The following is a 14383-nucleotide window of genomic DNA, read 5'->3' on the forward strand; positions in this document are numbered from 1 at the left end:
CTAGTCAGACTCGGTTTTAGTGTGTATTCTGGATCACGCATCCAATGTGGGGTGCGGCACAGACCAGGAGGCAGCGTTGGCCCTGACCAATCAGCAACAGAAGACATCCGTTCCGGCACAGCCGCCGGCGACCCGCCGGGCATCCCGGGCGTACGTGATCGGCATGCCCATTGCCAGCGCCGGGCTGTGGATGGCCCTCCTGGCTCCCGCCATCGTGGTGCTCGCCGTGAAGATCTCCGAGATCACCACGGCCGAGTCCCGGGCAGGGGCACTGAGCCTGGTGGCCGGCGTCGGCGCCGTCATCGCCCTGCTGGCAAACCCGCTGTTCGGCCGGCTCAGCGACCGCACCACCTCCCGCTTTGGCATGCGCAAGCCCTGGATCATCGGCGGCTCCGTCATCGGTCTGGGTTCCCTGTTCATTTTGGGTTCGGCCACCAGCGTCCCCATGGTCCTGGTGGGCTGGGTCCTGGCACAGCTTTCCTTCAACGCGGCTCTTGCGGCCCTCGTGGCCACCCTGCCGGACCAGGCCGGGGCGGAGGAGCGCGGGCGGCTGTCCGGGCTGATCGGGATGACCCTGACCGTTGGCCTGGTGGCCTCGACCTTCGTGGTGCAGATCTTCCACTCAACCTTCCTGATGGCCGTGGTTCCCGGCATCGTCGGCACGGCCCTGGCCATCGCGTTTGCGTTCACTTTCAAGGACCGTGTCCTTGAAGGCACGCCGGCTCCGCTGGACATCAAGGAAATCCTCGGTTCGTTCTACTTCAACCCGAAGAACCACCCCGGGCTCGGCTGGGCCTGGTTCACCAAGTTCCTGATCTACATCGGCTACTGCACCGGCCTGCTGTACCTGCCCTACTTCTTCTCCGACCACCTGCTGGTCCCGTCGGCCGAGGTGCCCTCGTTGGTCTTCCAGGCCACGCTGGCCAGCGCCGCCGGCACCGTGGTGACAAGCCTTACCGGCGGCTGGCTCAGCGACAAGATCGGCCGCCGCAAGGTCCTGGTGATCATCTCCGCCGTCGTCATCATGGCCGGGCTCATGGTGGTTGCCACGGCCACCGGCGTCCCGCAGGTCATGGTGGGCCAAACCATCATCGGCCTGGGCCTGGGCTGCTTCAGCGCCGTCGACGTGGCCCTGATCGCGGACCTCCTGCCGCAGGACCAAAGCGAAAACGCCAAGACGTTTGGTGTCTTCAACATCGCCCAGGCCCTGCCCCAGTCAATCGTCCCCGCGGTGGCCTTCCCCATCATCGCGCTGGGCGGCTACACCGCCCTGTTCATCACGGGTGCCGTCTTTGGCCTGATCGGCGCCGTCCTTGTCACCCGCATTAAAGGAGTCAAATAATGACCGTCTCAACGAACACCGAAGCTCTCATCACCGAAGCCGATGCGGACACCGATGCCCGGCTGCGCGCCCTGGCCGAGGGCCTGGGGCTGGAGCAGCAGGTGGCCCTGTTGACGGGCGCGGACGTCTGGTCCACGCGCACCATCCCGGAGATCGGGCTGGACCGGATCGTGCTCTCCGACGGGCCGTCGGGCGTGCGCGGCGAGGACTTCGACGAACGCCACGACTCCATTTCGCTGCCCTCCGCCTCGGCCCTCGGTGCCACCTGGAGCCTGGACGTGGCCCGCCGTTACGGCCAGGTGCTGGGCCAGGAGGCCCGCCGCAAGGGCGTGCACGCCGTGCTGGGCCCCACCATCAACCTGCACCGCTCTCCCCTGGGCGGTCGGCACTTCGAGGCGTTCAGCGAGGACCCGGCCCTGACGGCGACCCTCGCCGCGGCCTATGTGGACGGCGTCCAGTCCATGGGCGTTGGCGCAACCCCCAAGCATTACCTGGCCAATGAGTCCGAGACGGACCGCTTCACGGTCGATTCCGTGGTGGCCGAACGGCCGCTGCGCGAGCTGTACCTGGCAGCGTTCGAGGATGCCGTGGCCGAGGCCGGGGCCTGGCTCGTCATGAGCTCCTACAACTCCATCAACGGCACCACGGCCAGCGAGAACGATCTCCTGGAGACGCCGCTGTCCACCGAGTGGGGCTTCGACGGCGTGGTGGTCTCCGACTGGACGGGCGTGCGCAGCGTGCAGGCCGCCAACGCCCACCAGGACCTGGAAATGCCCGGCCCGGCGGGCCATTGGGGCCCCGTCCTGGTGGCCGCCGTCAAGGACGGCCGCGTGCCGCGCGAGAAGATCACCGAAAAGGTGACCCGGATCCTCCGCCTGGCCGCCAGGGTGGGGGTGCTGGACGGCTTTGCCCCGGCCGTCACCGAGCTCCCGGCCGGGCTCGACGGCGTCGCCCTGGCCCGCGAGACCGCCACCCGCGGCGCCGTGCTGGTCCGCAACGAAAACGGCCTCCTGCCCCTCGACGCGTCCACGCTGTCCCGGGTGGCCGTGATCGGGCACAACGCCGACCAGGCCCGCACGCAGGGCGGCGGCAGCGCCACGGTGCTGCCCAAGCACAACGTGTCCCCGCTGGAAGGCCTGCGCAGTGCACTGCCCGGTGCCGCGATCCACTACAGCCGCGGCGCCAAGGTGGCCGAGGGGTTGCAGGAATTCCCGCGCGGCGAACTCCACAACCCGGTCAGTGATGTTCCTGGCGTCCGGGTGACGTTCCTCGACGCGGCCGGGGCCGAGCTGAGCGGCGAGGACCGGCTGGCCTCGCACCTGATCTGGTTTGGCGTGGGCATCCCCGAGGGTGCCGCAACGATCCGGGTGGAGACAGTGTGGACGGCGCCCACCGCGGGCGTGCACACCGTGGGCATTGGCACGGTGGGCGGGGTCCGGCTGTCGCTGGACGGCGTCGACGTATTCGATGCCGAGCTCACCGACGACACCAACGTTCTGGGCGCGGCGCTGTTCTCACCGCCGCAGCGGACCTTCCAGGTCACCACGGAGTCCGGCGGAAAAGTGGCCCTGACGGCCGTCTACCAACTGCCGGCCAGCCAGTCCATCCCGCTGACTGCCATCCTGCTCGGCGAGGAAACCGTAGTGGCGGACCCTGCCGCGGAGATTGCCGAAGCCGTGGAGAACGCCCGGACCGCCGACGTCGCGATCGTGGTGGTGGGCACCAACTCCGCCATCGAGTCCGAGGGCTTCGACCGGAGCGACCTCGATTTGCCCGGCCACCAAAATGAGCTCGTGGAGGCCGTGGCCGCCGTCAATCCGCGCACCGTGGTGGTGGTCAATGCCGGATCCCCCGTGCTCATGCCGTGGCGCGACAAGGTTGACGCCGTGCTGCTGGGCTGGTTTGGCGGCCAGGAATTCGGCGCCGCCATCGCGGACGTGCTGTTGGGGGCCGCAGAGCCCGGCGGCCGCCTGCCCACCTCCTGGCCGGCCGCCCTCGAGGACGTGCCGGTGCTAAACACGACGCCGAGCAACGGCCGGCTTGTCTACGAGGAGGGAATCCACGTGGGCTACCGCGCCTGGCTCAAGCAGCAGGCCACGGGCGGCGCCGCACCCGCCTTCCCGTTTGGCTTCGGACTCGGCTACACGACGTTTGAACTGGGAACGCCCACGGTTCCCGCCGCAGTTCCCACCGGCGCCGAGGTATCCGTGCGGGTGCCCGTCAGCAACACGGGCGCCCGGACCGGCCGAGCCGTGGTCCAGGTGTACCTGGCCCGCACTGATTCAGCGATCGACCGGCCCGTGCGCTGGCTTGCCGGTTATGCGGACACCGTGCTCGACGCCGGTGCGTCGGGCAGCGTGGAGATCCGGATTCCGGCCCGCGCCTTCGCCCACTATGAGGCGGGCTGGCAGCAGGAACCCGGCACCTTCGAGGTGCTTGCCGGCCTGCACGTGGAGGACGATTTCCGCTCCACGTCGGTCACGATCGGCTGACGGGCGGGAACAGCCAAGGCGCGGATCGGGGCAGCTTTAGGGCTGCCCCCGATCCGCGCCTTGCGGTGTTTTACGGCTGTTCTACGGCTGCGTTTCGGCCAGGGCGGGGACGTCGGCAACGCTGTCCAGCACGTGGTCGCAGGGCAGTCCGGCCAACAGTTCGCGGGTCATCTTGCCCGTCAGCACGCCCACGGAGATCGCCCCGGCGTTGCGCCCGGCCTCGACGTCGACCGCGGTGTCGCCCGCTGCCAGCACGTTGCGGACGTCGTTCACCCCGGTCTTTTCCATGGCGCGGTGGATCATGTACGGGGCCGGGCGGCCTGCCGCTACGTCAGAGGTCGTGACCACGGCGTCGATCATGGTGCCGGCGCCGCTGCCCACCCGCCAACCGAGCGATTCCAGCAGCGGGTGGGCCACGTCGTCGTCGAAGCCGGTGGTCAGCGCCACCTTGATGCCGCGGGCACGCAGGGCCGTCAGGGCCGTCTCCACCCCGGGCAATGCCACGGGCGGCGTGGCGGCGTAGCGCTCGGCCAGGATGGCGCGGAAGCGGTCGAACGCGGCGGCGACCCGGGCGTCGTCGGGCTCCTGGCCGCCAAGCTTCATGAGCGCCGTGATGGCCGTGACCTTGTCGGTCCCCATCCACTGCTGGAGTTCGGCGGCGGAAACGGGCGCACCGGTTTCCTCCACGGCCTCGGCAAGGGCCACGTAGACCAGCCCGTGGTCGTCAATCGTGGTTCCGGCCATGTCAAAGGCGGCGAGTTCAATCATGGGTATCTCCTGGGTTCTTGGGGGTGGTGGTGCTTTGCACACGGGCCACGGGGGCGCGGCCGTGCAGGGTGTTGTTGATCATGAAGTTGGCAAGTTCGGGCGGTACCTGTCGTCGGCAAATTCCAACGGCTCGCCCTTGGAGGAAAACGTGACCCGCCGTTCCCGCAGCAGCGGCGAGCCCATGGGGATCCCCAGCAGGGCCGCGTCCGTTTCATCGGCGGCCACGGCGTCGATGATGTGCCGGGCGCTGTGCAGGTCGACGCCGGCCGCCATCAGGAACCGGAAGGTCGATCCGGAGTCGGTGTCGAAGTCGAAGAGTAGCTTCCCGGCCTCCAGTACAAACGCTGAGCGCTCGACCATGGCCGCCTCCCCGTCCAGTGAACGCAGCCGCAGCAACGCCACTACAGGTTCGGTGGCCTCAAGTTCCAGCTGTTCGGCGACGAGCGGGCCGGCGGCGCGGCGGGCAATCTCCACGGTCCGCTGCCCGGGCACCTTGCCCAGGGTCTCCGACCATTCGGTGAAGGACATGAACGTCTCCACCGATTGGAAGGCCACGGCCGGGCGCACCACGGGCGGTTTGCCGCGGCCGCCGGAAATCACCTGTTCACTCCGCAGCGCGGCCAGCGCCTGGCGGACGGGTCCGCGGGAGGCGCCAAACTCGCGGCACAGCTCGGCCTCGGACGGCACGGGTTCGCCTTCAAGCCAGACGCCCGTGGCAATTCGGTGCAGGAATTCGTCCCGAAGTTGTTCGTGCAACGGCAGTTTCATGAGTTGAGTATACAAGCGAAAAAGTCAGCAAAACCTTGGAATTTCAGCGCAATTTCTGAACAAAAGGTAAACGTTCGGGGGCCTAAATGAACCGTTTCCTAACTTGTCTATACTTGTGCCGTTTTGGCTTGATTCACCGTCACCGGGCAGGGCAAAGTCGTTGGCATGACGGAAACTACTTCACCCTTCCACGGCACCGACGTGCTGATCGTCGGCGCCGGCATCACCGGCCTGGCACACGCCGCCGAGGCCGTGGCCCGCGGCCTGAGCGTGACCATTATTGACCGGGACACCCGCGCCGTGGGCGCCTCCATCCGCAACTTCGGACACTGCTGCGTAACGGCCCAGTCCGGCGAGCTGCTGGAACTGGCCCGGACGGCACGGGAGGGCTGGCTGCGGCACAGCGCGCTGGCCGGGTTCTTCTCGGTTGAGTCCGGCGGCATGGCCGTGGCCCGCAACGAACAAGAGGTCGCCGTACTCTCGGAGCTTTCGGCCACCCGCGGCAACGACGAAGTCACCATGATCGGCGCCGACGACGTCCGCCGGGAACTCTCGGGCCAGGGAGACTCCGCCATCCTGGCCGGCGCGATGCTGCGCGACGACATCCGGGTGGACCCCCGCGAAGCCGTGGCCAAGCTGGCCGCCTGGCTGGGCCGCCAGCCGCGCGTGAACTTCCTGTGGCGCACCGCCTACCTCGGCACGGACGACGCCGGCTCCCCCACCGCCGAATCCGTCACCGCCCAGACCTCCCGCGGCCCCATCCGGGCCGGGCGCGTCATTGTCTGCGTGGGCCACGACCTTGACCGGGTCTACCCGGAACTGGCCGAGGAATTCGGCGTCGAACGGTGCGCCCTGCAAATGGCGCTGGTGCGCCCGCCGGCGTCCCTGCAGATCCGCCCGGCCGTATTGACCGGCACCTCCATGCTGCGCTACCCGGCCTTCGCCGAGACGTCCGCGGCCGGAGAGCTGAAGAAGGAACTGGCCGCCAGGAACCCGGAACTGCTGGCGATCGACGCCAACGTGATGCTGACCCAGCGCCCCGACGGCACCCTGATCATCGGTGACAGCCACCGCAACGACACCGCCACGGATCCGTTCCTGTCCGAGCAGACCTCCGACACCCTGCTCAACGCCGCCGCGCACCTGCTGGGCACCGGCAACTTCGCGGTGTTGCAGCGCTGGCAGGGCGTCTACGCCAGCAGCAAACAACAAAGCTTCCTCATCGAACACCTCCAGGACAAGGTCACCACCGTGACCGTCACCTCGGGAATCGGCATGACCATCTCCTTTGGCCTGGCCCGCAAGACCTTTGACCAGCTCGAATCCGCTTACGCACTTTCCACAACCCGCTAAGGAAACTGAAATGAAAATGCCCTTCCGCCTCCTTTCCCTTGTTGCCGCCACCGCGGCCGGCGCCATCCTCATGACCGGCTGTGGCGGCACCGCCACCAACAACGCCGCCGACGCGAACGCCGGCAGCGGCTCCGACAAGCAGGTCACCATCTACAGCGCCGACGGCCTGGGCGACTGGTACTCCAAGACGTTCGCGGGCTTCACCAAGGACACCGGCATCAAGGTCAACGTGGTGGAGGCCGGTTCCGGCGAGGTCGTTTCGCGCGCCGAAAAGGAAAAGTCGAACCCGCAGGCCGACCTGCTCATCACCCTCCCGCCGTTCATCCAGATGGCGGAGAAGGACGGCCTGCTGCAGAAGAACTCGGCCGACACCAGCGCCATCCCGGCCGAGTCCAAGTCCCCCGACGGCATGTACGTCTCCCTGGCCAACAACTACCTGACCATGATCCGCAACACCGCCGCCACGGACAAGCCCGACTCCTGGGCACAGCTGCTGGACCCGAAGTACCAGGGCAAGATCCAGTACTCCACCCCGGGCCAGGCCGGCGACGGCACCGCCGTGCTGCTGCTCCTCCAGCACCTCAAGGGCAAGGACGGCGCACTGAAGTACCTTGCGGACCTGCAGAAGAACAACGTTGGCCCCAGCGCCTCCACCGGCAAGCTCGGCCCGAAGGTTTCCAAGGGCGAACTGACGGTCGCCAACAGCGACGTCCAGATGGCGCTGCAGTCCATCCAGGCCGACAAGTCCGCCTTTGAGGTCTTCTTCCCCAAGAACGACGACGGCTCCCGCGTCACCCTGCCGCTGCCCTACTACATGGGCCTGGCCGCCAACGCACCCCACGAGGCCAGCGCAGCGAAGCTGATGGACTACCTGCTCTCCAAGCCCGTCCAGGAGACCATCTCCAGCTCCGCCCTCGGCCTGCCCTCGCGCTCCGATGTGACCCCCACGGACGCGAACTACGCGGCCCTGAAGAAGACCATGGACGGCGTCACCGTCTGGACGCCGAACTGGAACGACGTCCTCAGCGGCCTCGACTCCGACGTCAAGGCCTACAACGCCGCCACCGGCCAGTAAAACCCCTGCGGTCGGGTCCCGGTGGTCGAGCTTGTCGAGACCACCGGGACCCGACTCACCCGCGGCGGCTCACCTCCGGCGGCGGTCCGGCATTTTTCCGTCTGGGCCCCCAAGCGCGAGGGTCCCGCTGCGAGCTTGCGAGCCGTGGGAGCGCTTGGGGACTATCCGACGCCACGGCCGCGGGCGGCCTTAGGCGTCTCCTTTACGTCGACTACAAAAAACGCCGGCCCCGCCGCCTCATCTATTCCCCTCCAATCAGGAGCACCATGTTGTCCACCATGAAGAAATCACCCCGCACCCGGCGCGGCGCCCACGCCGAACCGGCGCAGGAAAGCCAAGCAGCCGGCATCGTGCCTGAGAATGCCGTGGAATTGCGGAACGTGTCGGTCACGTACGGCACCACGACGGCCCTGGCCGGGTTGGACCTGCAGGTGGCGCGCGGGGAGACCGTGGCACTGCTGGGACCCTCGGGCTCCGGAAAGTCCACGGCGTTGAAGGCGATCGCTGGCTTTGAACGCCCCTCCGGCGGGCGCGTTCTGCTCGACGGGCGGGACGTCACGGACGCTTCCCCCGCCCAGCGCGGCATCGGCGTCGTGGTCCAGCAGTACGCGTTGTTCCCGCACATGCGGATCGACGCGAACGTGGCGTACGGCCTGAAGGCGCGCCGGATGCCCAAAGCGGAGATCACCGCCCGGGTCAAGGCGATGCTGGAAATGGTGGGCATGGAGGATCATGCGCACAAGCTGCCGCGCCAGCTCTCCGGCGGCCAGCAGCAGCGCGTGGCCATTGCCCGGGCACTCGCCATCAAGCCCTCGGTGCTGCTGCTCGATGAGCCGCTCTCCGCCCTGGACGCATCGCTGCGGGCCGAGATGCTCATTGAGCTCCAGGCCCTGCGCGCCGAACTGCCCGACATCGCCATGGTCTACGTGACGCACGACCAGTCCGAGGCGCTGACCCTGGCGGACCGGATCGCCGTGATGCGCAACGCCCGGCTCGAGGAGATCGGCACGGCGGACCAGCTCTACAACCGGCCCGCCAGCGCCTTTACCGCCAAGTTCCTGGGCGGGGCTTCCCTGCTGCCGGCCGTGTCCACCACGGTGGTCCCGGACGACGGCGGCATGGCGGCCGTCGTGGTGGGTTCACACCGCATGCAGTCCGTGGCACCGTTTGCCCTGGCGCCGGGAGACCGGGCCCGGATGGCAATCCGCCCGCACGCCTGGCAACTCGTGGCGGAGACGCCCGAGGGCACGCCCGCACCCGTCAACAGCCTGCCGGGCCGGGTCGAATCCGTGCAGTGGCGCGGCGCCGGCCACCGCCTCCAGGTGGACCTGATTGGCATTTCCGAACGCGTCACGGTCGACCTGCCGGCACTCTCAAAGGTGCCGGTCCCCGGCGACCTGGTGGTGCTGGCCGTCGATCCGCAGCACGCCGTGCTGGTTCCCGCCGGGGACCACGCATGAGCGTGGCCCAGGCAGAGGCACCTGCGCAGGCACCGGCGTCGGACCTAAGAGGCGTGCAACGCCGCCCGGCCGGCAGCTGGCGGGCCTGGCTGTGGCTGGCCCTGCCGCTGCTCTTCGTGGCCGCTTTCTTTGTCTACCCGCTGATCCAGATCGGTGCACAGTCGTTCCTCAACCAGGACGGCACCGCCGCGGGGCTGGAAAACTGGCAGTACGAGCTCGCGTCCAAGGCCGTGCAGACGGCCATGGTCACCACGCTGAAGATCGCCGGCCTGTCCACGCTGGGCTCGCTTGTACTGGGCACGTTCATCGCCCTCGCGCTGGCCTTCGTGCCCTTTCGCGGGGCAGGGTTCATCACCCGGCTCATTGAAACCGTGGTGTCGTTCCCGTCCTTCCTGATCCCGCTGGCCTTCAGCATCCTGTACGGGCGCACCGGCGTGGTCAATTCCGTGCTGGAATCCGTGGCCCCGTCGCTGCCCGCGCTGAACTTCGTCAACGACGTTCCCGGCGTGGTGCTGGCGGAAATCGCGTTCTACACGCCCTTCGTCATCCGGCCCCTGCTGGCCGTGTTCTCCCAGGTGCCGCGCGATCTGATCGACGTTGCCGGGAGCCTTGGCAGCGGGCCTTGGGCCATTGTGCGGACAGTGATCCTGCCGGCCGCCGTTCCCGCCTTGGCCGCCGCGGCCGGGCTCACGTTCCTGCTGACCATGAACGAGTTCGGCATCATCTTGTTCACGGGCGCCAAGAACGTCATGACCCTGCCCATGCTGATTTACACACGCAGCATCGTCACCTTCGACTTCCCGTCCGCCGCCGTCATCGCCTGCATCCAGGTGGCCCTGTCGCTGGGCGTGTACTGCCTCTACCGCGCCGTCACCAAGAAACTTTCCGGAGCCCACCATGCTGCTGCACGCTAAATCCGCCCGCGCCGTTGTTTGGACGTTCCTGGCCGTGGCCCTGATGCTGTTGGTGGGCGCACCGCTGCTGGTGACCGTCATGGCAGCCTTCGCCGGGAGTTGGAACGGCGTGCTGCCCACCAACCCCACCGTCTCCCACCTGGCCGGCGCACTGGCCTCGGACAACCTGTCCTCGCTGGTGGTCAGCCTGCAAACCGCCGTCTTCGCGAGCCTGCTGGCCGTCTTCCTGGGCACCTGGGCGGCGCTGTGCGCGGCCGCCGCACCGGCTTCCTCGGCGGTGGCGAAGGTGGCCGACGCCGTCTTCCACCTGCCCGCGGCCGTGCCGTCCGTCGTCGTCGGACTGGGGCTGCTGACGGCGTTCAGCAAGGCCCCGCTGCTGCTCAACGGCACCGTGACCATCGTGATCCTGGCGCAAACGCTGCTGGTCCTGGCGTTTGCCTACAGCACGGTTTCCGCCGCCGCCCGCGGCCTGGACCCGCTGGTTCCGCTCGCCGCGGCAAGCCTGGGCGCGTCGAAGCTGCGGGTCCTGCTGACCGTGCGGCTGCCGCTGCTGCTGCCGTCCATCGCCGCGGCGACGGGCCTGGCCCTGGCCCTGTGCATGGGCGAGCTCGGCGCCACCGTGATGGTGTACCCGGCCAGCTGGCGCACCCTCCCGGTCACCATCTTCGCCCTGAGCGACCGCGGCGCCCTGTTCGACGCCGCCGCGAACACGCTGGTGCTCATCAGCGTCACCGTGGTGGTGCTGGCGGTCATCGCGAAGTTCCGCGGCAAGACCGCCGTCAGGTAGGCACGACGGCTGAACCGGCACTGCGCCGAGTCTGACGGAACGTTGCGAGTAAGACGGAGCGCTCCGTCAGACTCGGCACCTCTCCGTCTGACTCGGCAATCGGGGCGCTGCTAACGAGCCCTCTCGACCCGCTTTTCGTCCCACACGGGCTCGTCGGATTCGTAGACCTTGCCGTCCGAGCCGAACACCAGGAAGCGGTCGAAGGAGCGGGCAAACCAGCGGTCGTGGGTCACGGCGAGCACGGTTCCCTCGAAGGAGTCGATGGCCTTTTCCAGCGCCTCGGCCGAATGCAGGTCAAGGTTGTCCGTGGGCTCGTCGAGCAGCAGCAGCGTGGCGCCGGAGAGCTCCAGGAGCAGGATCTGGAACCGTGCCTGCTGGCCGCCGGAGAGGGAATCGTACTTTTGCTCCGAGCTGGAGGCCAGGCCGTAACGGTCAAGCGCCCCGGCCGCAGCCTCGCGGCCCAGGCCCGAACGGTGCTCGTCGCCGCGGTGCAGGATGTCCAGCAATGACCGACTCAAAAGGTCCGGGCGGGCATGGGTCTGGGCGAAGAAGCCGGGCCGGATGCGGGCACCAAGCTTCACGGAACCCTCGTGCGGCACGGGGGCGATGTCGACGTCGGACACCGGCTCGTGTTCCTTGTCCGGGTCCGAACCGCCGGCCGCCAAGAGTCGCAGGAAGTGGCTCTTGCCGGAGCCGTTGGAGCCCAGCACGCCCACGCGGTCGCCAAACCAGACCTCGGTGCTGAACGGCTTCATGAGCCCCGTCAACTCCAGCTTGGTGGCCACGATGGCGCGCTTGGCCGTGCGCCCGCCCTTGAGCCGCATCTTCACGTTCTGCTCAATGGGCAGCGCCTCTGGCGGGCCCTTCTCCAGGAACTGCGCGAGCCTCGACTGGGCGGCCTGGTAACGGTTCGCCATGTCGGAGCGGAACGCCGCCTTGGTCTTGTACATGTTGACGAGTTCCTTGAGCTTGACGTGCTCCTCGTCCCAGCGCTTGCGCAGCTCCTCAAAGCGGGCGTTGCGGTCGTCGCGGGCCTTCACGTAGGAGGCGAAGCCGCCGCCGTGGGTCCAGCTGGAGGCGCCGTTGATGCCCGGTTCCAGGGTGACGATCCTGTCCGCGGCGTTGGCCAGCAGCTCCCGGTCGTGGCTGACGAACAGCACGGACTTGTCGGACTCGGCCATTTTCGCCTCGAGCCAGCGCTTGCCGGGCACGTCGAGGTAGTTGTCGGGCTCATCGAGCAGCAGCAGCTCGTCGGGGCCGGAAAACAAGGCCTCCAGGACCAGCCGCTTTTGCTCGCCGCCGCTGAGGGAGGACGCCTTGCGGTACTGGGCGGTATAGAAGTCCATGCCCATGGCGGCCATGGTCACTTCGTCCCAGGTGGTTTCCATCTCGTAGCCGCCCACGTCGCCCCAGTCGGCAATCGCCTGGGCGTACGCCATCTGGCTGGGCTCGTCGTCGCGTTCCAGCATGGCCAGTTCGGCGTCGTCCACGGCCTTGCCGGCGGCGGCGATGTTGGCCGAGGCCACGGACAGCAGCAGGTCGCGCACGGTGCTGTCGTCGCGCACCTGGCCCACGAACTGGCGCATCACGCCCATGCTGCCCGAACGGGACACCACGCCCTCGTCCGGCTTGATGTCCTGGCAGATGATGCGCAGGAGCGTGGTCTTGCCCGTGCCGTTGGGACCGATCAGCGCCGTCTTGGTGCCATCGGAGACGCGGAAGTTCACCCCGTTCAGCAGCTGCCGGCCGTCGGAGAGAAAGTAGTCAATGTTTGCAACGTCAATGTGTCCCACCCTCCAATTCTCCCATCCCGTGCCGGCCTTGCGGGACGGACGACGGCGGCGCCCCCTCCCACATCGAACGGGCACTTGTTGCTGATGTCGCGCGCAAACATCGGCAACTGCTCCCCGTTCGATGCAAACGGGCAGGTGGGTGGGGCCACGCCTGCGAGGGGCCCCGGCCTGGGCCCGCAAGCGCGAGGGACCCGTTGCGAGCTTGCGAGCGACGGGAGCGCTTGGGGAGGGACGAGGTTGGGGAGCAGGTGGGGAAAACCCCACCCCGGATTGACCGGCTGGCCTGATGGTTTCCGGCGGCCGTTGCGGCAAGGATTGAACCATGAACACTTCCGCCGCCTCCGTGCCGTCGCCGTCCTGGCTCATTGTCCGCCCGGCCACGTGGCGCCGGATCGGCGCGGACCTGGCCTACCTCCTGCCGGGCTTCTTCGTGTCGCTCGTGTCCTTCATCGTGCTGGTGACGTTGTTTTCCGTGGGCGTCTCCACGCTCATCATCTGGATTGGCCTGCCGATCCTGTTGCTGTGCCTGGCCGTGGCCCGGTGGTTTGGCTCCGTCAACCGGGCCATGCTGGCGCGTTGGGCAGGGGAAATTCCGCCCGTGTACTACAAACCACGGCATAAGAATTCCATTGGCGGCATGTTCAAGAACCTTGCCGATCCGCAGTTGTGGAAGGACCTGGTCCACGGCACGGTGGTCTCCTTCGCCTTCCGGACCGTGGCTTTCAGCGTTGCCATGACCTGGCCGATCGTGGCGCTGGGCGGCCTGACGCAATGGTTCTGGAACCGGTTCCTGCCCTCCGATAACATGCCGCTTGCGGAATTGATCGGCCTGGACCGCTTTCTTGGCCTGAGTCCGGCGGCGGCCGAGGGCTGGCTGGGACTGGCCTACGGCGTCGTCTTTCTCCTGACCCTGCCGCTGGTGACGCACCTTCTCGCGGCCACCGACGCCGCAATGGCCCGCGGCCTGCTCACGAACGAGAACGCGGCCCTGCGCGCCCGCAGCGCCGAGCTGGCCAGCAGCCGCGCCCAGGTGGTGTCCGAGGAGGCCAAGACCCTGCGCAAGATTGAGCGGGACCTGCACGATGGCCCGCAGCAACGCCTGATCCGCCTGCAAATGGACGTCGAGGCGGCCCAGCGCCGGATGGATTCGGACCCCGCAACCGCCCGTGAACTCATGGATGGCGCCCTTGAGCAAAGCCGGGAGGCCCTGGCGGAGCTGCGGTCCCTGTCCCGCGGCATCGCCCCTCCCCTGCTGGCCGACCGCGGCCTGCACGCCGCCATCCAGTCCCTGGGGAGCCGCTCAACGGTCCCGGTGGAGGTGTCCGGAAACCTGGCCGGCGGCGAGCGGCTGGCCGAAAGCGCCGAGAATGCCGCCTACTTTGTGGTCTCCGAGGCCCTCGCCAACGTCTCCAAGCATTCCGGCGCCACCAGGGCGCAGGTCACCGTGGACGTGACGGACGCCGAATTGCTCCTTGACGTGCTCGACGACGGCCACGGCGGCGCCCACGTGGGCAAGGGCCACGGGCTGGCCGGGCTGCTGGACCGGCTTGCCGGGGTGGACGGCTCGCTGGAAATCACCAGCCCCGACGGCGGCCCCACCCTGGTGCGCGCCAGCATCCCGCTACGCTGAA

General features: G+C 68.1%; 11 protein-coding genes. 8 read left to right on the forward strand and 3 right to left on the reverse strand.

What is annotated here, in order from left to right:
* Nucleotides 1–76 precede the first annotated feature (76 nt).
* Nucleotides 77–1342, forward strand: coding sequence for an MFS transporter (locus AL755_RS21665; RefSeq protein WP_054012784.1), 1266 nt, complete (start codon nt 77–79; stop codon nt 1340–1342).
* Nucleotides 1342–3834 (forward strand): beta-glucosidase family protein, encoded by a 2493-nt coding sequence (locus AL755_RS21670; RefSeq protein WP_054012785.1) that lies wholly within the window; start codon nt 1342–1344, stop codon nt 3832–3834. The genes AL755_RS21665 and AL755_RS21670 overlap by 1 nt, the downstream gene beginning before the upstream one ends.
* 81 nt (nt 3835–3915) lie before the next feature.
* On the opposite strand, the gene AL755_RS21675 is transcribed toward AL755_RS21670, so the two are convergent.
* Nucleotides 3916–4602 (reverse strand): phosphonatase-like hydrolase, encoded by a 687-nt coding sequence (locus tag AL755_RS21675; protein ID WP_054012786.1) that lies wholly within the window; start codon nt 4600–4602, stop codon nt 3916–3918.
* 78 nt (nt 4603–4680) lie between these two features.
* The gene (locus tag AL755_RS21680) at nt 4681–5370 is read right to left on the reverse strand and encodes a GntR family transcriptional regulator (protein WP_054012787.1); all 690 of its coding nucleotides are present in this window, start codon (nt 5368–5370) and stop codon (nt 4681–4683) included.
* A gap of 165 nt (nt 5371–5535) precedes the next feature.
* Here AL755_RS21680 and AL755_RS21685 point away from each other — a divergent pair, with 165 nt between their 5' ends.
* The 5 genes from AL755_RS21685 to AL755_RS21705 all read left to right on the forward strand — a co-directional run bounded on the left by AL755_RS21685 (nt 5536) and on the right by AL755_RS21705 (nt 10959).
* A complete protein-coding gene (locus AL755_RS21685) occupies nt 5536–6723 on the forward strand; it encodes a TIGR03364 family FAD-dependent oxidoreductase (RefSeq protein WP_054012788.1) in 1188 nt (395 codons plus the stop codon).
* A gap of 10 nt (nt 6724–6733) precedes the next feature.
* A complete protein-coding gene (locus AL755_RS21690) occupies nt 6734–7798 on the forward strand; it encodes a 2-aminoethylphosphonate ABC transporter substrate-binding protein (protein WP_054012789.1) in 1065 nt (354 codons plus the stop codon).
* Nucleotides 7799–8076: 278 nt separating this feature from the next.
* Complete coding sequence (locus AL755_RS21695) at nt 8077–9258, forward strand: ABC transporter ATP-binding protein (protein WP_107503968.1); 1182 nt, start codon at nt 8077–8079, stop codon at nt 9256–9258.
* Entirely contained in the window at nt 9255–10172 is a 918-nt protein-coding gene (locus tag AL755_RS21700; RefSeq protein WP_082369492.1) for a 2-aminoethylphosphonate ABC transporter permease subunit, read from the forward strand. Before AL755_RS21695 ends, AL755_RS21700 begins: the two co-directional genes overlap by 4 nt.
* Nucleotides 10156–10959: an ABC transporter permease subunit gene (locus tag AL755_RS21705; RefSeq protein WP_054012791.1), complete on the forward strand. Its 804-nt coding sequence runs from the start codon at nt 10156–10158 to the stop codon at nt 10957–10959. Before AL755_RS21700 ends, AL755_RS21705 begins: the two co-directional genes overlap by 17 nt.
* A 110-nt stretch (nt 10960–11069) precedes the next feature.
* Here the strand turns inward: AL755_RS21705 and AL755_RS21710 are convergent, their stop codons facing one another.
* On the reverse strand, nt 11070–12752 hold the full coding sequence (locus AL755_RS21710; RefSeq protein ID WP_054012792.1) for an ABC-F family ATP-binding cassette domain-containing protein: 1683 nt from the start codon (nt 12750–12752) through the stop codon (nt 11070–11072).
* 322 nt (nt 12753–13074) lie between these two features.
* Here AL755_RS21710 and AL755_RS21715 point away from each other — a divergent pair, with 322 nt between their 5' ends.
* Nucleotides 13075–14382, forward strand: a complete 1308-nt coding sequence (locus AL755_RS21715) for a sensor histidine kinase (RefSeq protein ID WP_054012793.1) — start codon at nt 13075–13077, stop codon at nt 14380–14382.
* Nucleotide 14383 lies beyond the last annotated feature (1 nt).

It is taken from the genome of Arthrobacter sp. ERGS1:01, from assembly GCF_001281315.1.
In the GTDB taxonomy this organism is placed as follows: Bacteria; Actinomycetota; Actinomycetes; order Actinomycetales; family Micrococcaceae; genus Specibacter.

Bases quoted from the DNA above. Each gene is read 5' to 3' on its own strand.
- AL755_RS21670 (WP_054012785.1), top strand. From the start codon at position 1,342: ATGACCGTCTCAACGAACACCGAAGCTCTCATCACCGAAGCCGATGCG.
- AL755_RS21675 (WP_054012786.1), bottom strand. From the start codon at position 4,602: ATGATTGAACTCGCCGCCTTTGACATGGCCGGAACCACGATTGACGAC.
- AL755_RS21680 (WP_054012787.1), bottom strand. From the start codon at position 5,370: ATGAAACTGCCGTTGCACGAACAACTTCGGGACGAATTCCTGCACCGA.
- AL755_RS21685 (WP_054012788.1), top strand. From the start codon at position 5,536: ATGACGGAAACTACTTCACCCTTCCACGGCACCGACGTGCTGATCGTC.
- AL755_RS21690 (WP_054012789.1), top strand. From the start codon at position 6,734: ATGAAAATGCCCTTCCGCCTCCTTTCCCTTGTTGCCGCCACCGCGGCC.
- AL755_RS21695 (WP_107503968.1), top strand. From the start codon at position 8,077: ATGAAGAAATCACCCCGCACCCGGCGCGGCGCCCACGCCGAACCGGCG.
- AL755_RS21700 (WP_082369492.1), top strand. From the start codon at position 9,255: ATGAGCGTGGCCCAGGCAGAGGCACCTGCGCAGGCACCGGCGTCGGAC.
- AL755_RS21705 (WP_054012791.1), top strand. From the start codon at position 10,156: ATGCTGCTGCACGCTAAATCCGCCCGCGCCGTTGTTTGGACGTTCCTG.
- AL755_RS21715 (WP_054012793.1), top strand. From the start codon at position 13,075: ATGAACACTTCCGCCGCCTCCGTGCCGTCGCCGTCCTGGCTCATTGTC.